Source organism: Alphaproteobacteria bacterium (assembly GCA_019635875.1).
Taxonomy (GTDB): Bacteria; Pseudomonadota; Alphaproteobacteria; order Reyranellales; family Reyranellaceae; genus JAFAZJ01.
Window position 1 is genome coordinate 399,696 of the sequence record JAHBYP010000003.1, and the last position, 14,593, is coordinate 414,288.

Annotated in this window: 13 protein-coding genes; all 13 read right to left on the reverse strand. The window is 67.1% G+C overall.

The features are described 5' to 3' along the window. Positions 1 to 61: 61 nt before the first annotated feature. Positions 62 to 1,042: an NADPH:quinone oxidoreductase family protein gene (locus KF889_13180; protein MBX3500395.1), complete on the reverse strand. Its 981-nt coding sequence runs from the start codon at positions 1,040 to 1,042 to the stop codon at positions 62 to 64. Positions 1,043 to 1,045: 3 nt separating this feature from the next. Beyond that, positions 1,046 to 3,067 carry an acetyl/propionyl/methylcrotonyl-CoA carboxylase subunit alpha gene (locus tag KF889_13185; GenBank protein ID MBX3500396.1) on the reverse strand — a complete coding sequence of 674 codons (2,022 nt, stop codon included), beginning with the start codon at positions 3,065 to 3,067 and terminating at the stop codon, positions 1,046 to 1,048. After that, entirely contained in the window at positions 3,067 to 3,555 is a 489-nt protein-coding gene (locus tag KF889_13190; protein MBX3500397.1) for a hypothetical protein, read from the reverse strand. The genes KF889_13185 and KF889_13190 overlap by 1 nt, the downstream gene beginning before the upstream one ends. Beyond that, positions 3,552 to 4,337 carry an enoyl-CoA hydratase/isomerase family protein gene (locus KF889_13195; protein ID MBX3500398.1) on the reverse strand — a complete coding sequence of 262 codons (786 nt, stop codon included), beginning with the start codon at positions 4,335 to 4,337 and terminating at the stop codon, positions 3,552 to 3,554. Before KF889_13195 ends, KF889_13190 begins: the two co-directional genes overlap by 4 nt. A gap of 11 nt (positions 4,338 to 4,348) precedes the next feature. Further along, positions 4,349 to 5,956, reverse strand: a complete 1,608-nt coding sequence (locus KF889_13200) for a methylcrotonoyl-CoA carboxylase (protein MBX3500399.1) — start codon at positions 5,954 to 5,956, stop codon at positions 4,349 to 4,351. Positions 5,957 to 6,211: 255 nt separating this feature from the next. After that, positions 6,212 to 7,006: a hypothetical protein gene (locus KF889_13205; protein ID MBX3500400.1), complete on the reverse strand. Its 795-nt coding sequence runs from the start codon at positions 7,004 to 7,006 to the stop codon at positions 6,212 to 6,214. Positions 7,007 to 7,163: 157 nt separating this feature from the next. Then, complete coding sequence (locus tag KF889_13210) at positions 7,164 to 7,373, reverse strand: hypothetical protein (GenBank protein MBX3500401.1); 210 nt, start codon at positions 7,371 to 7,373, stop codon at positions 7,164 to 7,166. A gap of 151 nt (positions 7,374 to 7,524) precedes the next feature. Beyond that, positions 7,525 to 9,423 carry a hypothetical protein gene (locus KF889_13215; GenBank protein ID MBX3500402.1) on the reverse strand — a complete coding sequence of 633 codons (1,899 nt, stop codon included), beginning with the start codon at positions 9,421 to 9,423 and terminating at the stop codon, positions 7,525 to 7,527. 444 nt (positions 9,424 to 9,867) lie between these two features. Continuing rightward, complete coding sequence (locus KF889_13220; GenBank protein MBX3500403.1) at positions 9,868 to 10,299, reverse strand: CBS domain-containing protein; 432 nt, start codon at positions 10,297 to 10,299, stop codon at positions 9,868 to 9,870. A 415-nt stretch (positions 10,300 to 10,714) separates the two neighbouring features. Beyond that, positions 10,715 to 11,668 carry a TRAP transporter substrate-binding protein gene (locus tag KF889_13225; protein MBX3500404.1) on the reverse strand — a complete coding sequence of 318 codons (954 nt, stop codon included), beginning with the start codon at positions 11,666 to 11,668 and terminating at the stop codon, positions 10,715 to 10,717. Between the two features lie 193 nt (positions 11,669 to 11,861). Continuing rightward, positions 11,862 to 12,998: an acyl-CoA dehydrogenase family protein gene (locus tag KF889_13230; protein MBX3500405.1), complete on the reverse strand. Its 1,137-nt coding sequence runs from the start codon at positions 12,996 to 12,998 to the stop codon at positions 11,862 to 11,864. Continuing rightward, positions 12,995 to 13,465 (reverse strand): SsrA-binding protein SmpB, encoded by a 471-nt coding sequence (gene smpB, locus KF889_13235; protein ID MBX3500406.1) that lies wholly within the window; start codon positions 13,463 to 13,465, stop codon positions 12,995 to 12,997. Before smpB ends, KF889_13230 begins: the two co-directional genes overlap by 4 nt. A 157-nt stretch (positions 13,466 to 13,622) precedes the next feature. Then, entirely contained in the window at positions 13,623 to 14,501 is an 879-nt protein-coding gene (dapA, locus tag KF889_13240; GenBank protein MBX3500407.1) for a 4-hydroxy-tetrahydrodipicolinate synthase, read from the reverse strand. Between the last annotated feature and the right edge of the window lie 92 nt (positions 14,502 to 14,593).

Genomic DNA, 14,593 nt, shown 5'->3' on the forward strand with positions numbered 1-14,593 from the left:
CCCTTCGGGAAGCGCGGGGGTCATCCCGGCAACGACACGGGAATGCAGGGGTTCCTGCCTCTCAGGACGCGGCCACCTCGAAGATCGTCTTGCCGATGCCCTCGCCGCTGAGCGCGAAGGCGAGCGCGTCGCGATGCTGGTGGAAGCCGAAAACACGCCCGACCGGAGGATCGAGCCTGCCGTCACCGACCCAGTCGAGCAGCTCGCCGAGCTCGCGCCCGGCATGCGCCGCTTCGTAAACTGCCGCGAACTGGCGGTAGTCGACGCCGATCAGCGCCGCCCCCTTGAGCAGCGGCAGGTTCACCGGCAATGCCGGGATGCTGCCCGAGGCAAAGCCGATCACCAGGTGCCGACCACCCCAGCGTAACGAGCGGAAGGCCGGTTGCAGCAGCGGCCCGCTCACCGGGTCGAAGACAACGTCGATCCCGTCAGGCGCGATCGCCTTCAGCCGCTCGCGCCATCCGTCGGGCTCGCGATCGAGCGTGGCGTCGGCGCCATGACGCTGAACCGCCGCGCGCTTGACATCGGTGGATGCGACGCCGATCACGCGTGCGCCCAGCACCTTGCCGACCTGCACCGCCGCCAGTCCGGTGCCGCCGGCCGCGCCGATCACCAGCAGGGTTTCGCCTTGCTTCAGCTGCGCGCGGTCGCGCAACGCGTGCAACGCGGTGACATAGTTGACCCGAAAGCCGGCGGCCTGCGCCATGTCCATCCGGTCGGGCAGACCGCGGATGGAAGCGGCCGGCGCCAGCGCAAACTGGGCAAACCCGCCGCTTGCCTGCGCCAGCACGCGGCTGCCCACTGCGAGGCCATCGACACCGTCACCGACGGCATCGACCCAGCCGGCCACCTCGCCGCCAGGCACATGCGGCAGCGTCGGCTTCACCTGGTAGCGACCCAAAGCCACCAGCGCGTCGACGTAGCCCACGCCACACGCCGCCACTTTGATCCGCACCTCGCCGAGTGCTGGAACAGGCATGGGCAGATCGACGGGCCGGTAGCTGTCGATCGAGCTTAGATCGCTCGTCTGGATCGCCTGCATGCCCTACGACGCCTCGAACTCGATCAGGTCGACGCCTTCGGCGACCTGATCGCCGACATTGTAGATCACGCGCTTGACCTTGCCGTCGGCCGGCGCGGTCAGCGTGTGCTCCATCTTCATCGCCTCGAGCACCATGAGCGCGTCGCCGCGCGACACCGAGGCGCCCTCCTTCACCTTCACGTCGATGATCTTGCCCGGCAGCGGCGACTTCACCGAGCCGTCGCCGGCGGCGTCGGAATCGGCCAGCGACACGTCGCGCGGCTCGACGCGGCGCAGGGTGCGCATGTCGCCATCGACGAAGACGACGTCGTCGACGCCGCCGTCGTTGGCGGTCGCGGTCACGACGCGGCCGATCAGCGTGTCGCCGCCGATCTCGGCGTGCAGGCGTCCCTCGCCGTCTCGGCTCGCCGTCGCGCGCAGCTCGCCGCCCGGCAGCGCCAGCACGTAGCCGCCCTCGCGCGGATAGCGCGCGGTCACGACGATGTCGGTCTCGCCCTCACGCCAGCGCAGATCGTCATGGCCCTCGCCGTTGGGCCGCCAGCCGCGCACGCCGAACCAGGGCGAATGGCGATCGTTGGAGGCCTGCGCCATGCCGGCCGCGTCGCGCGCGATCTCCTCCAGCCGCGCCAGCGCCGCCAGGGCCAGCGCGCGATCAGAAAGCGACGCGGACTTGGGCAGCAGCGCCGCGCGATAACGCTCGATGAAGCCGGTATCGACCTCGCCGGCGGCGAACGCGTGGTGCTGGGCGATACGCGCCAGCAGCGCGGCGTTGGTGCGCACGCCGACAACCTCGGTCTCGCTCAGCGCCACGCGCAGGCGGCGCAGGGCGGCGTCGCGCGTCTCGCCGTGCACGATGATCTTGGCGATCATCGGATCGTAGTTCATCGTCACCTCGTCGCCCGGCCGCACGCCGGTGTCGACGCGGAAGCCCTCGCGCTCCCGCGGCAGCGCGAGATGCCTGAGCCTGCCGACCGAAGGCAGGAAGCCGCGCGCGGGATCCTCGGCGTAGAGGCGGACCTCGAAGCTGTGGCCGTGGATCGCGAGCTGCTCCTGCGTCAGCGGCAGCCTGGCGCCCGTGGCGACCCGCAGCTGCCATTCGACGAGATCCTGCCCGGTGATCATCTCGGTCACGGGATGCTCGACCTGCAGGCGGGTGTTCATCTCCATGAAGTAGAACTCGCCGGACTGGTCGACGATGAACTCGACCGTGCCGGCGCCGACATAGCCGATGGCCCGCGCGGCGGCGACGGCAGCTTCGCCCATGGCGCGGCGATGCGACGGGTCCATGCCCGGCGCCGGCGCCTCCTCGATCACCTTCTGATGGCGCCGCTGGATCGAGCAGTCGCGCTCGAAGAGATAGACGCAGTTGCCGCGATCGTCGGCGAAGACCTGGATCTCGATATGGCGCGGCCGCTCGAGGTATCTCTCGAGCAGCACGTGGTCGTCGGCGAAGGCCGCCTTGGCCTCGCGCTTGGCGCCGGCCAGCGCCTCGGCGAACTGCTCGGCCTTCAGCACCGGACGCATGCCCTTGCCGCCGCCACCGGCCGCCGCCTTGATCAGCACCGGGAAGCCGATGCGCTCGGCTTCGCCGGCCAGCAGCTCGGGCGACTGGTCGTCGCCGTGATAGCCCGGCACCAGCGGCACCTTTGCGGTTTCCATCAGCTTCTTGGCTTCGCTCTTCGAGCCCATGGCGCGGATCGCCGAAGCGGGCGGGCCGATGAAGACGATGCCGGCGGCGGCGCAGGCATCGGCGAAGGCCGCGTTCTCGCTGAGGAAGCCATAGCCGGGATGGATGCCCTCCGCTCCCGTGCGCTTGGCCGCCTCGATCAGCTTGTCGATCACGAGATAGCTCTCGCGCGCCGGCGCCGCGCCGATATGCACCGCCTCGTCGGCCAGCGCGACGTGCCGCGCGCCGCGATCGGCGTCGGAGTACACGGCGACCGTCTTCACGCCCATGGCGCGTGCAGTCTTGATCACCCGGCAGGCGATCTCGCCACGATTGGCGATGAGGATCTTGGAGAACATCACTTGAGATCCTTGTGTTCCGGACAATAGCTTCGGGCAATTCGTGTCGAGAGCGCCGGTATCGAAGTCGTGCTGAGCTCAAGATCGAAGTACACAGTTTCGCCGATCGTCTTCATGCCGAAACTGCATGCATAGCTCCGCCCACTACAACAATCATCCCGCCCCACCGCAGTTGCTTCCAGCCGAACCTCTTCGACGCCCTGATCAAAGAAGCGTGCCGGCTGGTGCCGCAACTTCGCGTAGAGTGGATCCGCCTTCGAGCACAGGTCCATGGCTGCCGCAGCGGCTTCGCGAACCTTTATGAAGTGATCTGGTCTGCCGCATAGTCTCGCCCATTCGGAGCGGATTCCCGTGAACGACATGCCGTATGACATGTCGATTGAGATGCGTTTCCAAACTTCTTCAAGAGTCGGCTGCGCCCAAGCCTGTGTTCCACAGTTGGCAAGAACAGCGAGGGCCGCGGAAAGGAGCAAGCTTGGACGCATCATGTCCGGACCCAGCCCGGCTTGCGCTTGGCGAGGAAGGCCGACATGCCCTCGTCCGCGTCGGGCGTCAGGCATTGCTCGGCGACGTTGCTGGCGATCATCTCGACCATGTCGGTGTCGTTGGGCGCCGCATCGATCACGGTGATCAGGCGCTTGATCAGCGACTGTACCGTGGGCGCGCCGAGCTTCAGCTCGCCCGCGAGCTTCAACGTCTCGGCTTCGAGAGTCTCGGGCGTGGCGATGCGATCGACCATGCCGATGCGCTGGGCTTCGGCGACGTCGAACATGCCGCCATGCATCAAGAGCTGGCGAGCGCGGCGCGGACCGACCGCCTGGATCAGCACGGGGATCGCGATACCCGCGAGCAGGCCGTTGCGGGCCGAGGTCAGGCCGAAGCGCGCGCGGTCGGAGGCGACGACGTAGTCGCAGGCCAGCATGACGCCGATGCCGCCGCCGACCGCGGCGCCCTGCACGGCGGCGATCGAGGGCTTGGGCAGGTCGTAGACCGCCTGCACGACGCGGGTCATCGCCAGCGCGCCCTGCTTGTTCTGCTCCGGCGTCTGGCCGGGCCATGTCAGCACCCAGTTGAAATCGCCGCCAGCCGAGAAGGACGGGCCGTTGGCGGCGATCACCACGACGCGCACGTTCGCGTCGCGCGCCACGCCGTCGAGCGTCGAAAGAAAGGTGTCGCAGGTCGGGAGGTCGAAGGAATTGTGTGCGCGCACGCGGTTGAGCGTGACGGTGGCGACCTGGTCGGCGACGGAGAGGAGAACGGCGTTCGACATGGCGCCCTCCATCACATCCGGAACACGCCCCACTTGGGTTCCGCGATCGGCGCATTCATCGACGCCGACAGGCCAAGCCCCAGCGCCATGCGCGTGTCGACGGGATCGAGGATGCCGTCGTCCCACAGCCTTGCCGAGGCGAAGTACGGGTGCGATTCGTCCTCGAGCTGCTGGCGGATCGGCGCCTTGAAGGCGGCCTCCTCCTCGGCGCTCCAGGCGCCGCCCCTGGCCTCGATGTTATCGCGCCGCACGGTGGCCAGCACCGAGGCCGCCTGCTCGCCGCCCATCACCGAGATGCGGCCCGAGGGCCACATCCACAGGAAGCGCGGGCCGTAGGCGCGGCCGCACATGCCGTAATTGCCGGCGCCATAGCTACCGCCGACGATCAGAGTGAATTTCGGCACACGCGCCGTGGCCACCGCGGTCACCAGCTTGGCGCCGTCCTTGGCGATGCCGCCGGCCTCATACTTCTTGCCGACCATGAAGCCGACGATGTTCTGCAGGAAGAGCAGCGGGATGCCGCGCTGGCCGCACAGCTCGATGAAGTGCGCCGCCTTCAGCGCCGATTCGTTGAACAGGATGCCGTTGTTGCCAAGGATGCCGACCGGATAGCCCATGATGCGCGCGAAGCCGGTGACGATGGTGGTGCCGTAGAGCGCCTTGAACTCGTCGAGCTCGCTGCCGTCGACCAGGCGCGCAATCACCTCCCGCACGTCGTAAGGGATGCGGGTGTCGGTCGGGATCACGCCGTAGAGCTCGTCGGCCGGATAGAGTGGGTCGCGCGGCTCCTGGAGCAGCGCCGGCGGGCTCTTGCGCCAGTTGAGGTTGGCGACGATGCGCCGGGCGATGCCCAGGGCATGGCTGTCGTTGAGCGCATAGTGGTCGGCGACGCCGGACTGGCGGGCATGGACGTCGGCGCCGCCCAGCTCCTCGGCGCTGACCACCTCGCCGATCGCGGCCTTCACCAGCGGCGGGCCGCCGAGGAAGATCGTGCCCTGCTTGCGCACGATCACCGTCTCGTCGCTCATCGCCGGCACGTAGGCGCCGCCGGCGGTGCAGGAGCCCATGACCACGGCGATCTGGGGGATGCCGAGCGCGCTCATATTGGCCTGGTTGTAGAAGATCCGGCCGAAATGCGTCTTGTCGGGGAACACCCCGGACTGGTTGGGCAGGTTCGCCCCGCCGGAATCGACCAGGTAGATGCAGGGCAGACGGTTCTCCAGGGCGATTTCCTGGGCCCTGAGGTGCTTGGTGACGGTCATCGGGTAGTAGGTGCCGCCCTGCACCGTGGCGTCGTTGCAGACCACGACGCATTCAATGCCCGACACCCGGCCAATGCCGGTGATCACCCCGGCCGAAGGCGCCCGATCGTCGTACATGCCGTGGGCGGCCAGCTGGGACAGTTCCAGGAACGGCGCCCCGGGATCCAGCAGGGTGCGGACTCGCTCACGTGGCAGGAGCTTGCCGCGCTTCACGTGACGGTCGCGGGATTCGGCCCCACCGCCCATCCGCGCGGCATCGACCTTGGCCCGGAGGTCTGCGACCTGGGCCAGCATGGCCTCGCGATTGGCCTTGTACGACGCTGAACGGACGTCGATTTGCGAGCGCAGGACGGACATCGGAAGGACCCGGCGAATGAAAAACCGGGGCGGAAACTAGCCCGGCGGTGCGCGGCGACCAAGCAGCCTCTGGGTCGTTCTACTTTCGCGAGTCCGGGGATTCATCACTGGACACGCAGTATTCGTCAAAGCATCGTTTGCGGGGGCTTTTGCGGCGTTCTAACGACTCACAAAAAAATTCGGTTCAGAATGAACCTTTCCAAAATCCCCGCGTGTGTGGATATCCTCGAGAGACCTGTGGAGAACCCGAGTCGTTCACTCCTCAGGCTGACCGGTGCCTGATTCTCCGTCGCTTTTTCCGCGTTTTCGGGTGCGCTTGGCATACTCGCCGAGCTTGCGGTTCACCTTGCTCTGCGGAATCACCACCGTGTCGCGGTAGTCCTGCCAGTCGGCGTCGGTCAGATCGTCGAGGCTGCCGACGGTGTCGAAGGCGCTCAGCAGCTTGTCGGAGAACAGCCAGCGTGGCAGCGGCTGGGCCTGGAATAGCGGCAATTCGCGCTTCACGAGGATCGGCACGCCGGTGCGGCGCAGCCGGATGTTGACGAAAAGCGGGCCAAACCAACGGTCTGTCTCGACCACGCCCTCGTAGTTCTCCCAGCCACCAGGCTGCGGCAGGTTGGCCACGGGGCGAATCAGCGTGTTCCAGCCCGGTGCCGAGCGGCCCACCCAGCCGCTCCAGATGTTGACGATGCCGGGTTCGGGCATCGCGCCCAGGAAGGGCACCGCGTAGCCCTTGCAGTCGGCCGGCGCCTTCTCATCGAAGTGCTTGGCAAAATTGGGGAAATGCTGGCGCGACAGAGGCTTCCACTCGGGCTGGCCGGCATGGCTCCAGAGCACGTCTGCGCCGTCCCAGAGCAGGCCGAAATCCATTGGCGGGAAGAAGTACCAGCCGAAGGATGACGCCGTGCGGATCGGTTCGCAGTAACGGAAGGAGCGCGTCGGAATGGTTCCCCCGGCGGAGGCGTCGGCGCGGATCGGCTTCCGGGCCGTGGGAATGAAGCGATAGAAGGTCATCAGCTTCTCGGGAATCGCCGGCTTGTCGGTCGCCATCACCCCACCTCTATGCAGCGCCCCAAAAAGAGAAAAGGCGAGTCAGCCCGAAGGCTGCCCTCGCCCTAACCCTACCATTCGGTCGTGTGGAGCTTCCAGCGCCGCACCGCTCCTACCAGTAGCGGTACTTCAGCTGCGCTTCACACTACCAGATGTATCAGATGAAAAGCGGCGACATGCCGCCCATCTCGACCTCGACGGTCTCCACGAAGAGCGGCGACATGCCACCCATCTGGACGAAGAGCGGCGACATGCCACCCATCTCGACCTCGACGGCCTCGCCGAACAGGGGCGACATGCCACCCAGCTCGACTTCCACTTCCTCGATAAACAGCGGCGACATGCCGCCCATCATCACAGCGATCATCGGACTCTCCTCATCAGTGCTGGTGCCTGAAGAAGGCTCGTCCACACACCCCCCGGCGCATGGGACCTCTTCGCCCAGACCCATCCTCGTTCAACGTTGTGTTTTCATCGTCAAATCAGGGCGCTAGTTGCGTCAAAGCATCGTCAATGCGTCATTCTTCGGGTATCCCGGCCCTTCGCAGCCCTTCGAGGTAGTGAATCAGGTCTTCCTCACGCTCGAGCGGGTAGTTCTTGCGATAGGCGGCAATGGTCAACTGGTGCTGCTGCGCCCGCAGCCGCTCGACATAGGGTTTGGCCTCCTCCGGACGGCCCAAATGGCCCAAGGCAACAATCAGCGGCTGCAGAACGGCGGCGAAATTCGGCCGATCCACCAGGATCGGTTGCGCCGCGGTGACGACGTCCTCGTAGCGCCGGGCAACCGCCAGGGAGATGACGTTGACCGTCTCCCAGAAATACACAAAGGGGTCGAACGGGCAGAGGCGGCGATAGCGCTCCAGGCGCTCGAAGGCCTCCTCCGGGCGCCCGCGATAGCTGCAGAGCAAGGCGGCGAAGGCCCAGCCCCAGCCGAAATTCGGGTTGATCGCCAGGGAGCGGTTGTGCAGCCGCTCGGCCGCCTCATAGTTGCGGTGGACGAAGACCTCGACATGCCCGGCGAAAGACAACGCCATCGCATCATCGGGGTCGCACTCGACCGCGAGACGGGCGTGACGCTCGGCCCCTTCGATCGCCGCCTGCTTGTCCTTGGCCCAGCCCTCGCCGATCTCGAAGACGTGCATGAAGGCCATCCAGGCATGCGCGCGGGCATACTCCGGATCGAGCACCAGGGCGCGGCGCAGGAACTCGCCGGCCATGCGGAACGATTCGCCGTTCGCCTGGTACAGCAGCGGCACGGCGCGCAGCACGTTGTCGTAGGCGTTGCGATTCTCCGGTGGCCGACGGCGCGCGCGATCGATCTCGGCCTGCAGCAACTTGGGGTCGAGCTGACCGACGATTTCCCGCACGATCTCGTTCTCGAGCTCGAAGACCTCGGCGAAGGACGCCACGCGCATGTCCGACCAGACCGTACGGCCGTCGTCGCAATCGACCAGGCGCACCGCGATGCGCACGCGCTCGGCGCTGCGCCGCACCGCGCCCTCGACGGCGTAGCGCACGTTCAGGCGCCGGCCGACATCGCGCGGGTCGGCGTCGATGCCGCGGTACATCCCGGTCGAGCCCGAGGCGATCACCGACAGCCAGCGGAAGCGCGACAGACCATCGACGATCTCGTCGGCGAGGCCGTCGCCAAGGTAGTCCTGGGTCGGATCGCCGCCGATGTTGCGGAACGGCAGCACGGCAACCGACAATTGCACGGCGTGCGCGTCGTCCTGCAGCAGATCATCCGCGCCGGACGCCGCCGGTCCACCGCTTTCGCCGGTCAGCCGGTCGCCCTTGATGCGCTCATAGAGCGTGACCGTCGCCGGCCCCGGCTTGGCGTCGAGCACGCGCTTGAGCGTTTCGGTGGCGATCTGGAACTGGCGCAGCGCCGAGGACTTGTCGCCGCGGCGCGCATACGATTCCATCACCGCGCGATGCGCTTCCTCATGCGCGGGATCAATGGTCAGCACCGCCCGGGCGACCGACTCGGCGTCCGACACGTCGCCGGCGCCAAGCCGCTCGCGCAGCAGCGAGGCCATGGCGTTGAGCGCCGTATCGCGCCGGAAGGCACGTTCCGAATACAACCAGTCGTCGAATGGCCCGCCGATCGAACCGATATCGGCCAGCAGGTCGCCGCCATAGAGCGCAATCACCTGGCGGCGATCCTCGGGCGTGCCGACGGCCAGACGCTCGAGCTCGCGCGCGTCGATCCAGACCTTGTCGAGACGGATATGCAGGGCGTCGCGGTCGACCTGCAGCGCCTCCTCGTCACGGCCACGGAAGGCGGCCCGCAGCTCGGTCACGCTCTGGCGCAGGCTGCCGCGCGCCTGCTCCTCCTGGCGATCGCTCCACAGCAATCCCGCGAGCTTTTCGCGCGTCGCCGAGCCGCCCGGCGCAAGCGCCAGGAACGCCACCATGCCGCGCGTCTTGCGCGCACGAGGCGTCACATCGGTACCGTCTGACGCGAGGAGGCGGCAGCCGCCAAGAAGGTTGATCTTCAGCATCCCCGAACACACTGAGGGACAGACGCCAGCCCACCCCTTCTATCCAGCCTAGTTAATATATTATCACGCCTTGCGAAGAATTAACATCAATATAACGAACTAACGAGAAATTATCACATGCAGTGACATTTTATCTGTAACGGACTGAAAAATATCAACGAATCATCGTCAATGTCCACTGGGATTCTGCCTCGATTCTCACCGGAATCAGCCTTCACACGATGACATTGGGGAGCCGAATTGCACAAACGACTGAGCGAAATATGTATTGTTCACAGCACGCAAGCGCCACAACGCACCCGCGCAGACGCGCCGTCCAGCGATGGCACGCCCCGCGTCCGAGCCCGCCCGCTCGCCTCAGGCGGCAGTAATGTATTCGCGCAGCGCGTCGGCCTCGCGACGCTGCTCCTCGAGCCGCAGCCGCACGACGTCGCCGATCGAGATCATGCCGCACAACCGGCCCTGACGAAGCACCGGCAGGTGGCGGAACCGCCGCTCGGTCATGATCTCCATGACGAGCTCGATCGAGGCGTCGGGGTCGCATGTGACGACCGTTCCGGTCATTACCTCGGAAACCTTGCGGCTGAGCGCCATCGCGCCATCGCGCGCCATGGCGTGCAGCACGTCGCGCTCTGACAGGATGCCGACGATCGCTTCACCGGCGTCGAGCACAAGCACGGCGCCGATGCGGCGCGCCGCCAGCGTGGCGACGGCGGCCGCAAGGCTGTCGTCGGGCGCGACCGAGATCACGCGGTCCCCCTTGTGTGCGAGGATGTCGGACACGAACATCGCGTTCCTCCCTTCACCCGAGTTCAGGGTTGGCGCGTACCGTCTCGGCAATGACCCGGGACGCGTCGCGACCCCCGATGGCCAAGAGCCTGCGCCCGCGCATCCAGACGCGGCGGACGTGGCGTACAGGGGGCGATAGTCGGCCGTTTGGCCGGCCTGCGCAAGCTGTCAGGCGTGCGACTCAGCATGGTGCGCGACCGCCTGATCAGTGAACGCGATGAGCGGCTCCAGACCGCGTGCGATCCTCGATTCCGCGATGGAGACGCTCCTTCGAACCATGGCCCAGACCGTCGGCGGCGAGCTGTTCCCGCGTCGGCTGGACCTGCCCCGCAGACCCGGGCCCCATCGGTCCGACCCGCACAGTGGCGGCGGCGAAGACGATGAAATCGGTACCGGTGGAATGCAGTCCCGCAGCCTATGGCCGCGACAGGCGCTGCCAGGCGCGCGGGCCGTCGAGGTACTGGCGCATGTGCTCCCAGACGCGGCGGAAATCGGTGTCCCTCTCGGCGTGCTCGCGCATGACGTCGGCTGAGGTTTCGCGGAACGATTCCAGGGTCGAGGGCGCCCAGAAGCGCAGCGAGATGCCCTGCTTGCGGAAATAGGCCAGTGCCTTGGCCTGCTCGGCCGGCGCGCGCGCCATGGTGAACAGCACCGTCGACCGGCAGGCCAGCTCGATCTGCGCGCGCTGTTCGCGACCCAGCGCGCCCCATCTGTCCTTGCGCATGTAGAAGTCGATCAGCGAGGCCGGCTGATGCCAGCCGGGGAAGTAGTAGAGCATGCCGAGCTTCTCGAGGCCCAGCGCGCGGTCGACCGAGGGCATCGAGAATTCCGCACCGTCGAGCTTGCCCGACTGCAGCTTGTGATAGACCTCGCCCGTCGGCACGCCGACGATATCAGCGCCGAAGCGCTCCAGCACCTCGGCGGCGAGGCCGGTGAAGCGCAGGCGCAACCCCTTGAGGTCGGCAACGGCGGTGATCTCGTTGCGGAACCAGCCGCCCGCCTCCGGCCCCATGACACCACACATCATGGCGTGCACGCCAAGCCGCCCGTAGAGCTCGCGGTGCAGCGCCTCGCCGCCGCCGTCGAACATCCAGCCGATATACTCCTCCGCACTGGGTCCGAAGGGCACCGAAGCGAAGAGATTGAGCGCCGGGACCTTGGCCGCGGCATGGCCGGTCCAGGTGAATGCCGCGTCGAGCTCGCCGTCGACCACCGCCTCGAGGAGCTTGGCGCTGGGCACGCGACCGCCGGCCTCGACGATCTTGAAGCTCAGCGCGCCGTTGGACGACGCCTTGACCGAGTCGACGAAGTGCCGCGCGCCCTCGCCCAGCACCGAGAGCCCCGGGTCGAAGGCGGTCTGCATCCGCATGCGCAACCGCTGCGGCTCGCCCGACGATTGCTGCGCCGAGGCGGGCTGCGCCGACAGCGAGAGCGAAGCAAGAATGAGGAGCGAGACAAGCCGCATGGGATGAGGCGTGACTATAGCACGCGGCGGCGCGTCACAAGGACCGCCAAGTCGCAGCCCTGGAGCGTCGGCGGAACGCCGGCGCTCCAGGAGACACTCAGATGGAAGGCAGCGCGCGACCGATCAGCAGCCGCTGGACGTCGCTGGTACCTTCGTAGATCTGCGCCACACGCACGTCGCGCCAGATCTTCTCGACGATGTAGTCCTGGACGTAGCCGTAGCCGCCATGGACCTGGATCGCCGCCGAGCACACCGTCTCCGCCATTTCCGAGGCGAAGAGCTTGGCCATTGCGGCTTCGGTAAGGCAGGGCACGCCGGCGTCGCGCAGGGCGGCGGCGTGGTGCAGCAGCTGGCGCGCCGCGGCGATCTGCGTCGCCATGTCGGCGAGCCGAAACTGCACCGCCTGGTGGTTGACGATGGCAGTGCCGAAGGCGCGTCGCTCGCCGGCATAGGCGCGTGCCGCCTCGAAGGCGGCGCGCGCCATGCCGACGGATTGCGCGGCGATGCCCAGGCGGCCGGCTTCCAGATTGGCCAGCGCGATGCGATAGCCCTCGCCCTCGTCGCCCAGCAGGTTCCCGGCCGGGACCTCGCAGCCTTCGAAGGCGATCTGGCAGGTATCCGACGCGCGCTGCCCCAGCTTCTTCTCCACCGACGCGACGCGGTAGCCCTTGGTCTTGGTCGGCACGATGAAGCAGGAGATGCCGCGCTTGTTGGCCGCGGCATCGGTGACGGCAAAAACCAGCGCCATGTCGGCAGTGCGGCCCGAGGTGATGAACTGCTTCACGCCGTCGAGCACGTAATGGTCGCCGCGCCGTATCGCCTTTGTCCGCAGGTTCGAAGCGTCGGAGCCCGCCTGCGGCTCGGTGAGGCAGAAGGCGCCCAGCATCTCGCCCTTCGCCAGCGGCTTCAGCCAGCGTTCCTTCTGCGCGTCGCTGGCGTAGCCCATCAGCGCCGCGCAGTCCGGCGAGTTGTTGACGCTCATGACCGTCGAGACGGCGCCGTCGGCGGCGGCGATCTCCTCCAGCGCCAGCACGTAGGACACGGTGTCGGCACCGGCGCCGCCCCAGCGCTCCGGCACGGTCATGCCCATGAAGCCCAGGCGGCCCATCTCGCTCAGCACGTCGCGCGGAATGGCGCCCTCGGCCTCCCATTGCCGCGCGAAGGGTGCGATGCGCTCCTGCGCGAATTGCCGCGCCGTGTCGCGGATCAGGCTCTGGGTCTCGGTAAGAATCATCGCGCCCTCAGGAGCCGCTGCTTCTGACGCTGCCAGTCGCGCTTGGCCGCGGTGGCGCGCTTGTCGTGCTCCTTCTTGCCCTTGGCCAGGCCGAGCTCGACCTTCGCCAGGCCGCGCGCGTTGAAGTACACCGACAGCGGCACCACCGTGTAACCCTCGCGCTGGATGGCACCGATCAGCCGGCTGATCTGCCGGCGATGCAGCAGCAGGCGGCGTGGCCGGCGCGGCTCGTGGTTGTTGCGATTGCCTTGCAAGTACTCGGGGATGTAGGCGTTGACCAGGTAGAGGTCGCCCTTCTGCACAGCCGCATAGGACTCAACGATCTGGCTGCGACCGCCGCGCAGCGACTTGACCTCGGTGCCGGTGAGCTGGATGCCGGCCTCGAGGCGCTCCTCGATGAAGTAGTTGTGCAGGGCCTTGCGGTTCTGCGCGGCCATGCGGTCTTCGGGACGGGCGGGGCGTGCCATGACTTCACATATCTCTACCTTCCCCCGGAGGGGGAAGGTGGCAGCGCGAAGCGCTGACGGATGGGGGATGCCGAACACGAACGCAGGAGTCCGTCTTCGGCATCCCCCATCCGCCCTTCGGGCACCTTCCCCCTCCGGGGGAAGGTAAGGGTGATATCTAGTTCAGCAGGCCGGCGAACACCATGGCGTCACGCACCTGTTTCTTGGTGTTCTCGCCGCATTCCACCAGCGGCAGGCGCAGCTCGGCCGAGCACTTGCCCAGCAGCTCGGCGCCGTACTTCACCGGCGCCGGGCTGGTCTCGACGAACAGCGCCTTGTGCAGCGGCATCAGCCGCTCGTTGATCTCGATCGCCTTCTCGATCTCGCGCGCCTTCCAGGCGTCGTGCATCTGCCCGAGCAGGCGCGGCGCCACGTTGGCGGTCACCGAGATACAGCCGTCGCCGCTCTGCACCAGGAAGCCCAGCGCGCTCGCGTCCTCGCCCGAGAGCTGGCAGAATTCCTTGCCGGTCTTGATGCGGGTGAGCGTCGGGCGCGCCATGTCGTAGCTGGCGTCCTTGATGCCGACGATGCCCTTGACCTTGGACAGGCGGATCACCGTGTCGACCTGCATGTCGCCGCCGGTGCGCGGTGGCACGTTGTAGAGGACGATCGGGATGTCGACCGCCTCGGCCACCGTCTTGAAGTGCTGGTACAGCCCCTCCTGGGTCGGCTTGTTGTAGTACGGCACGACCAGCATGGCGGCCTCGGCGCCGACCTTCTTGGCATGTCGGGTGAGCTCGATCGCCTCGGCCGTGGAGTTCGAGCCGGTGCCGGCGATGACCGGCACGCCGGTGCCCTTGGCCGTCTGCACGCAGATGTCGATCACCCGCTTGTGCTCGTCGTAGTCGAGCGTCGGCGACTCGCCGGTGGTGCCGCACGGCACCAGGCCGTCCGTGCCCTCCTCGATCTGCCATTTGACGAAGTTCTCGAAGCCTTTCTCATCGACCTTGCCGCCCTTGAACGGGGTGATGAGCGCGACAAGCGAACCGCTGAACATGGGCTTCCCTCCGGGCTTTTGCCGACCTTAACCCCCGTGCCACATCGCGGCAAGGCAAGGCCGGCAGCGAAGCGATATGATCCCCAAGATTG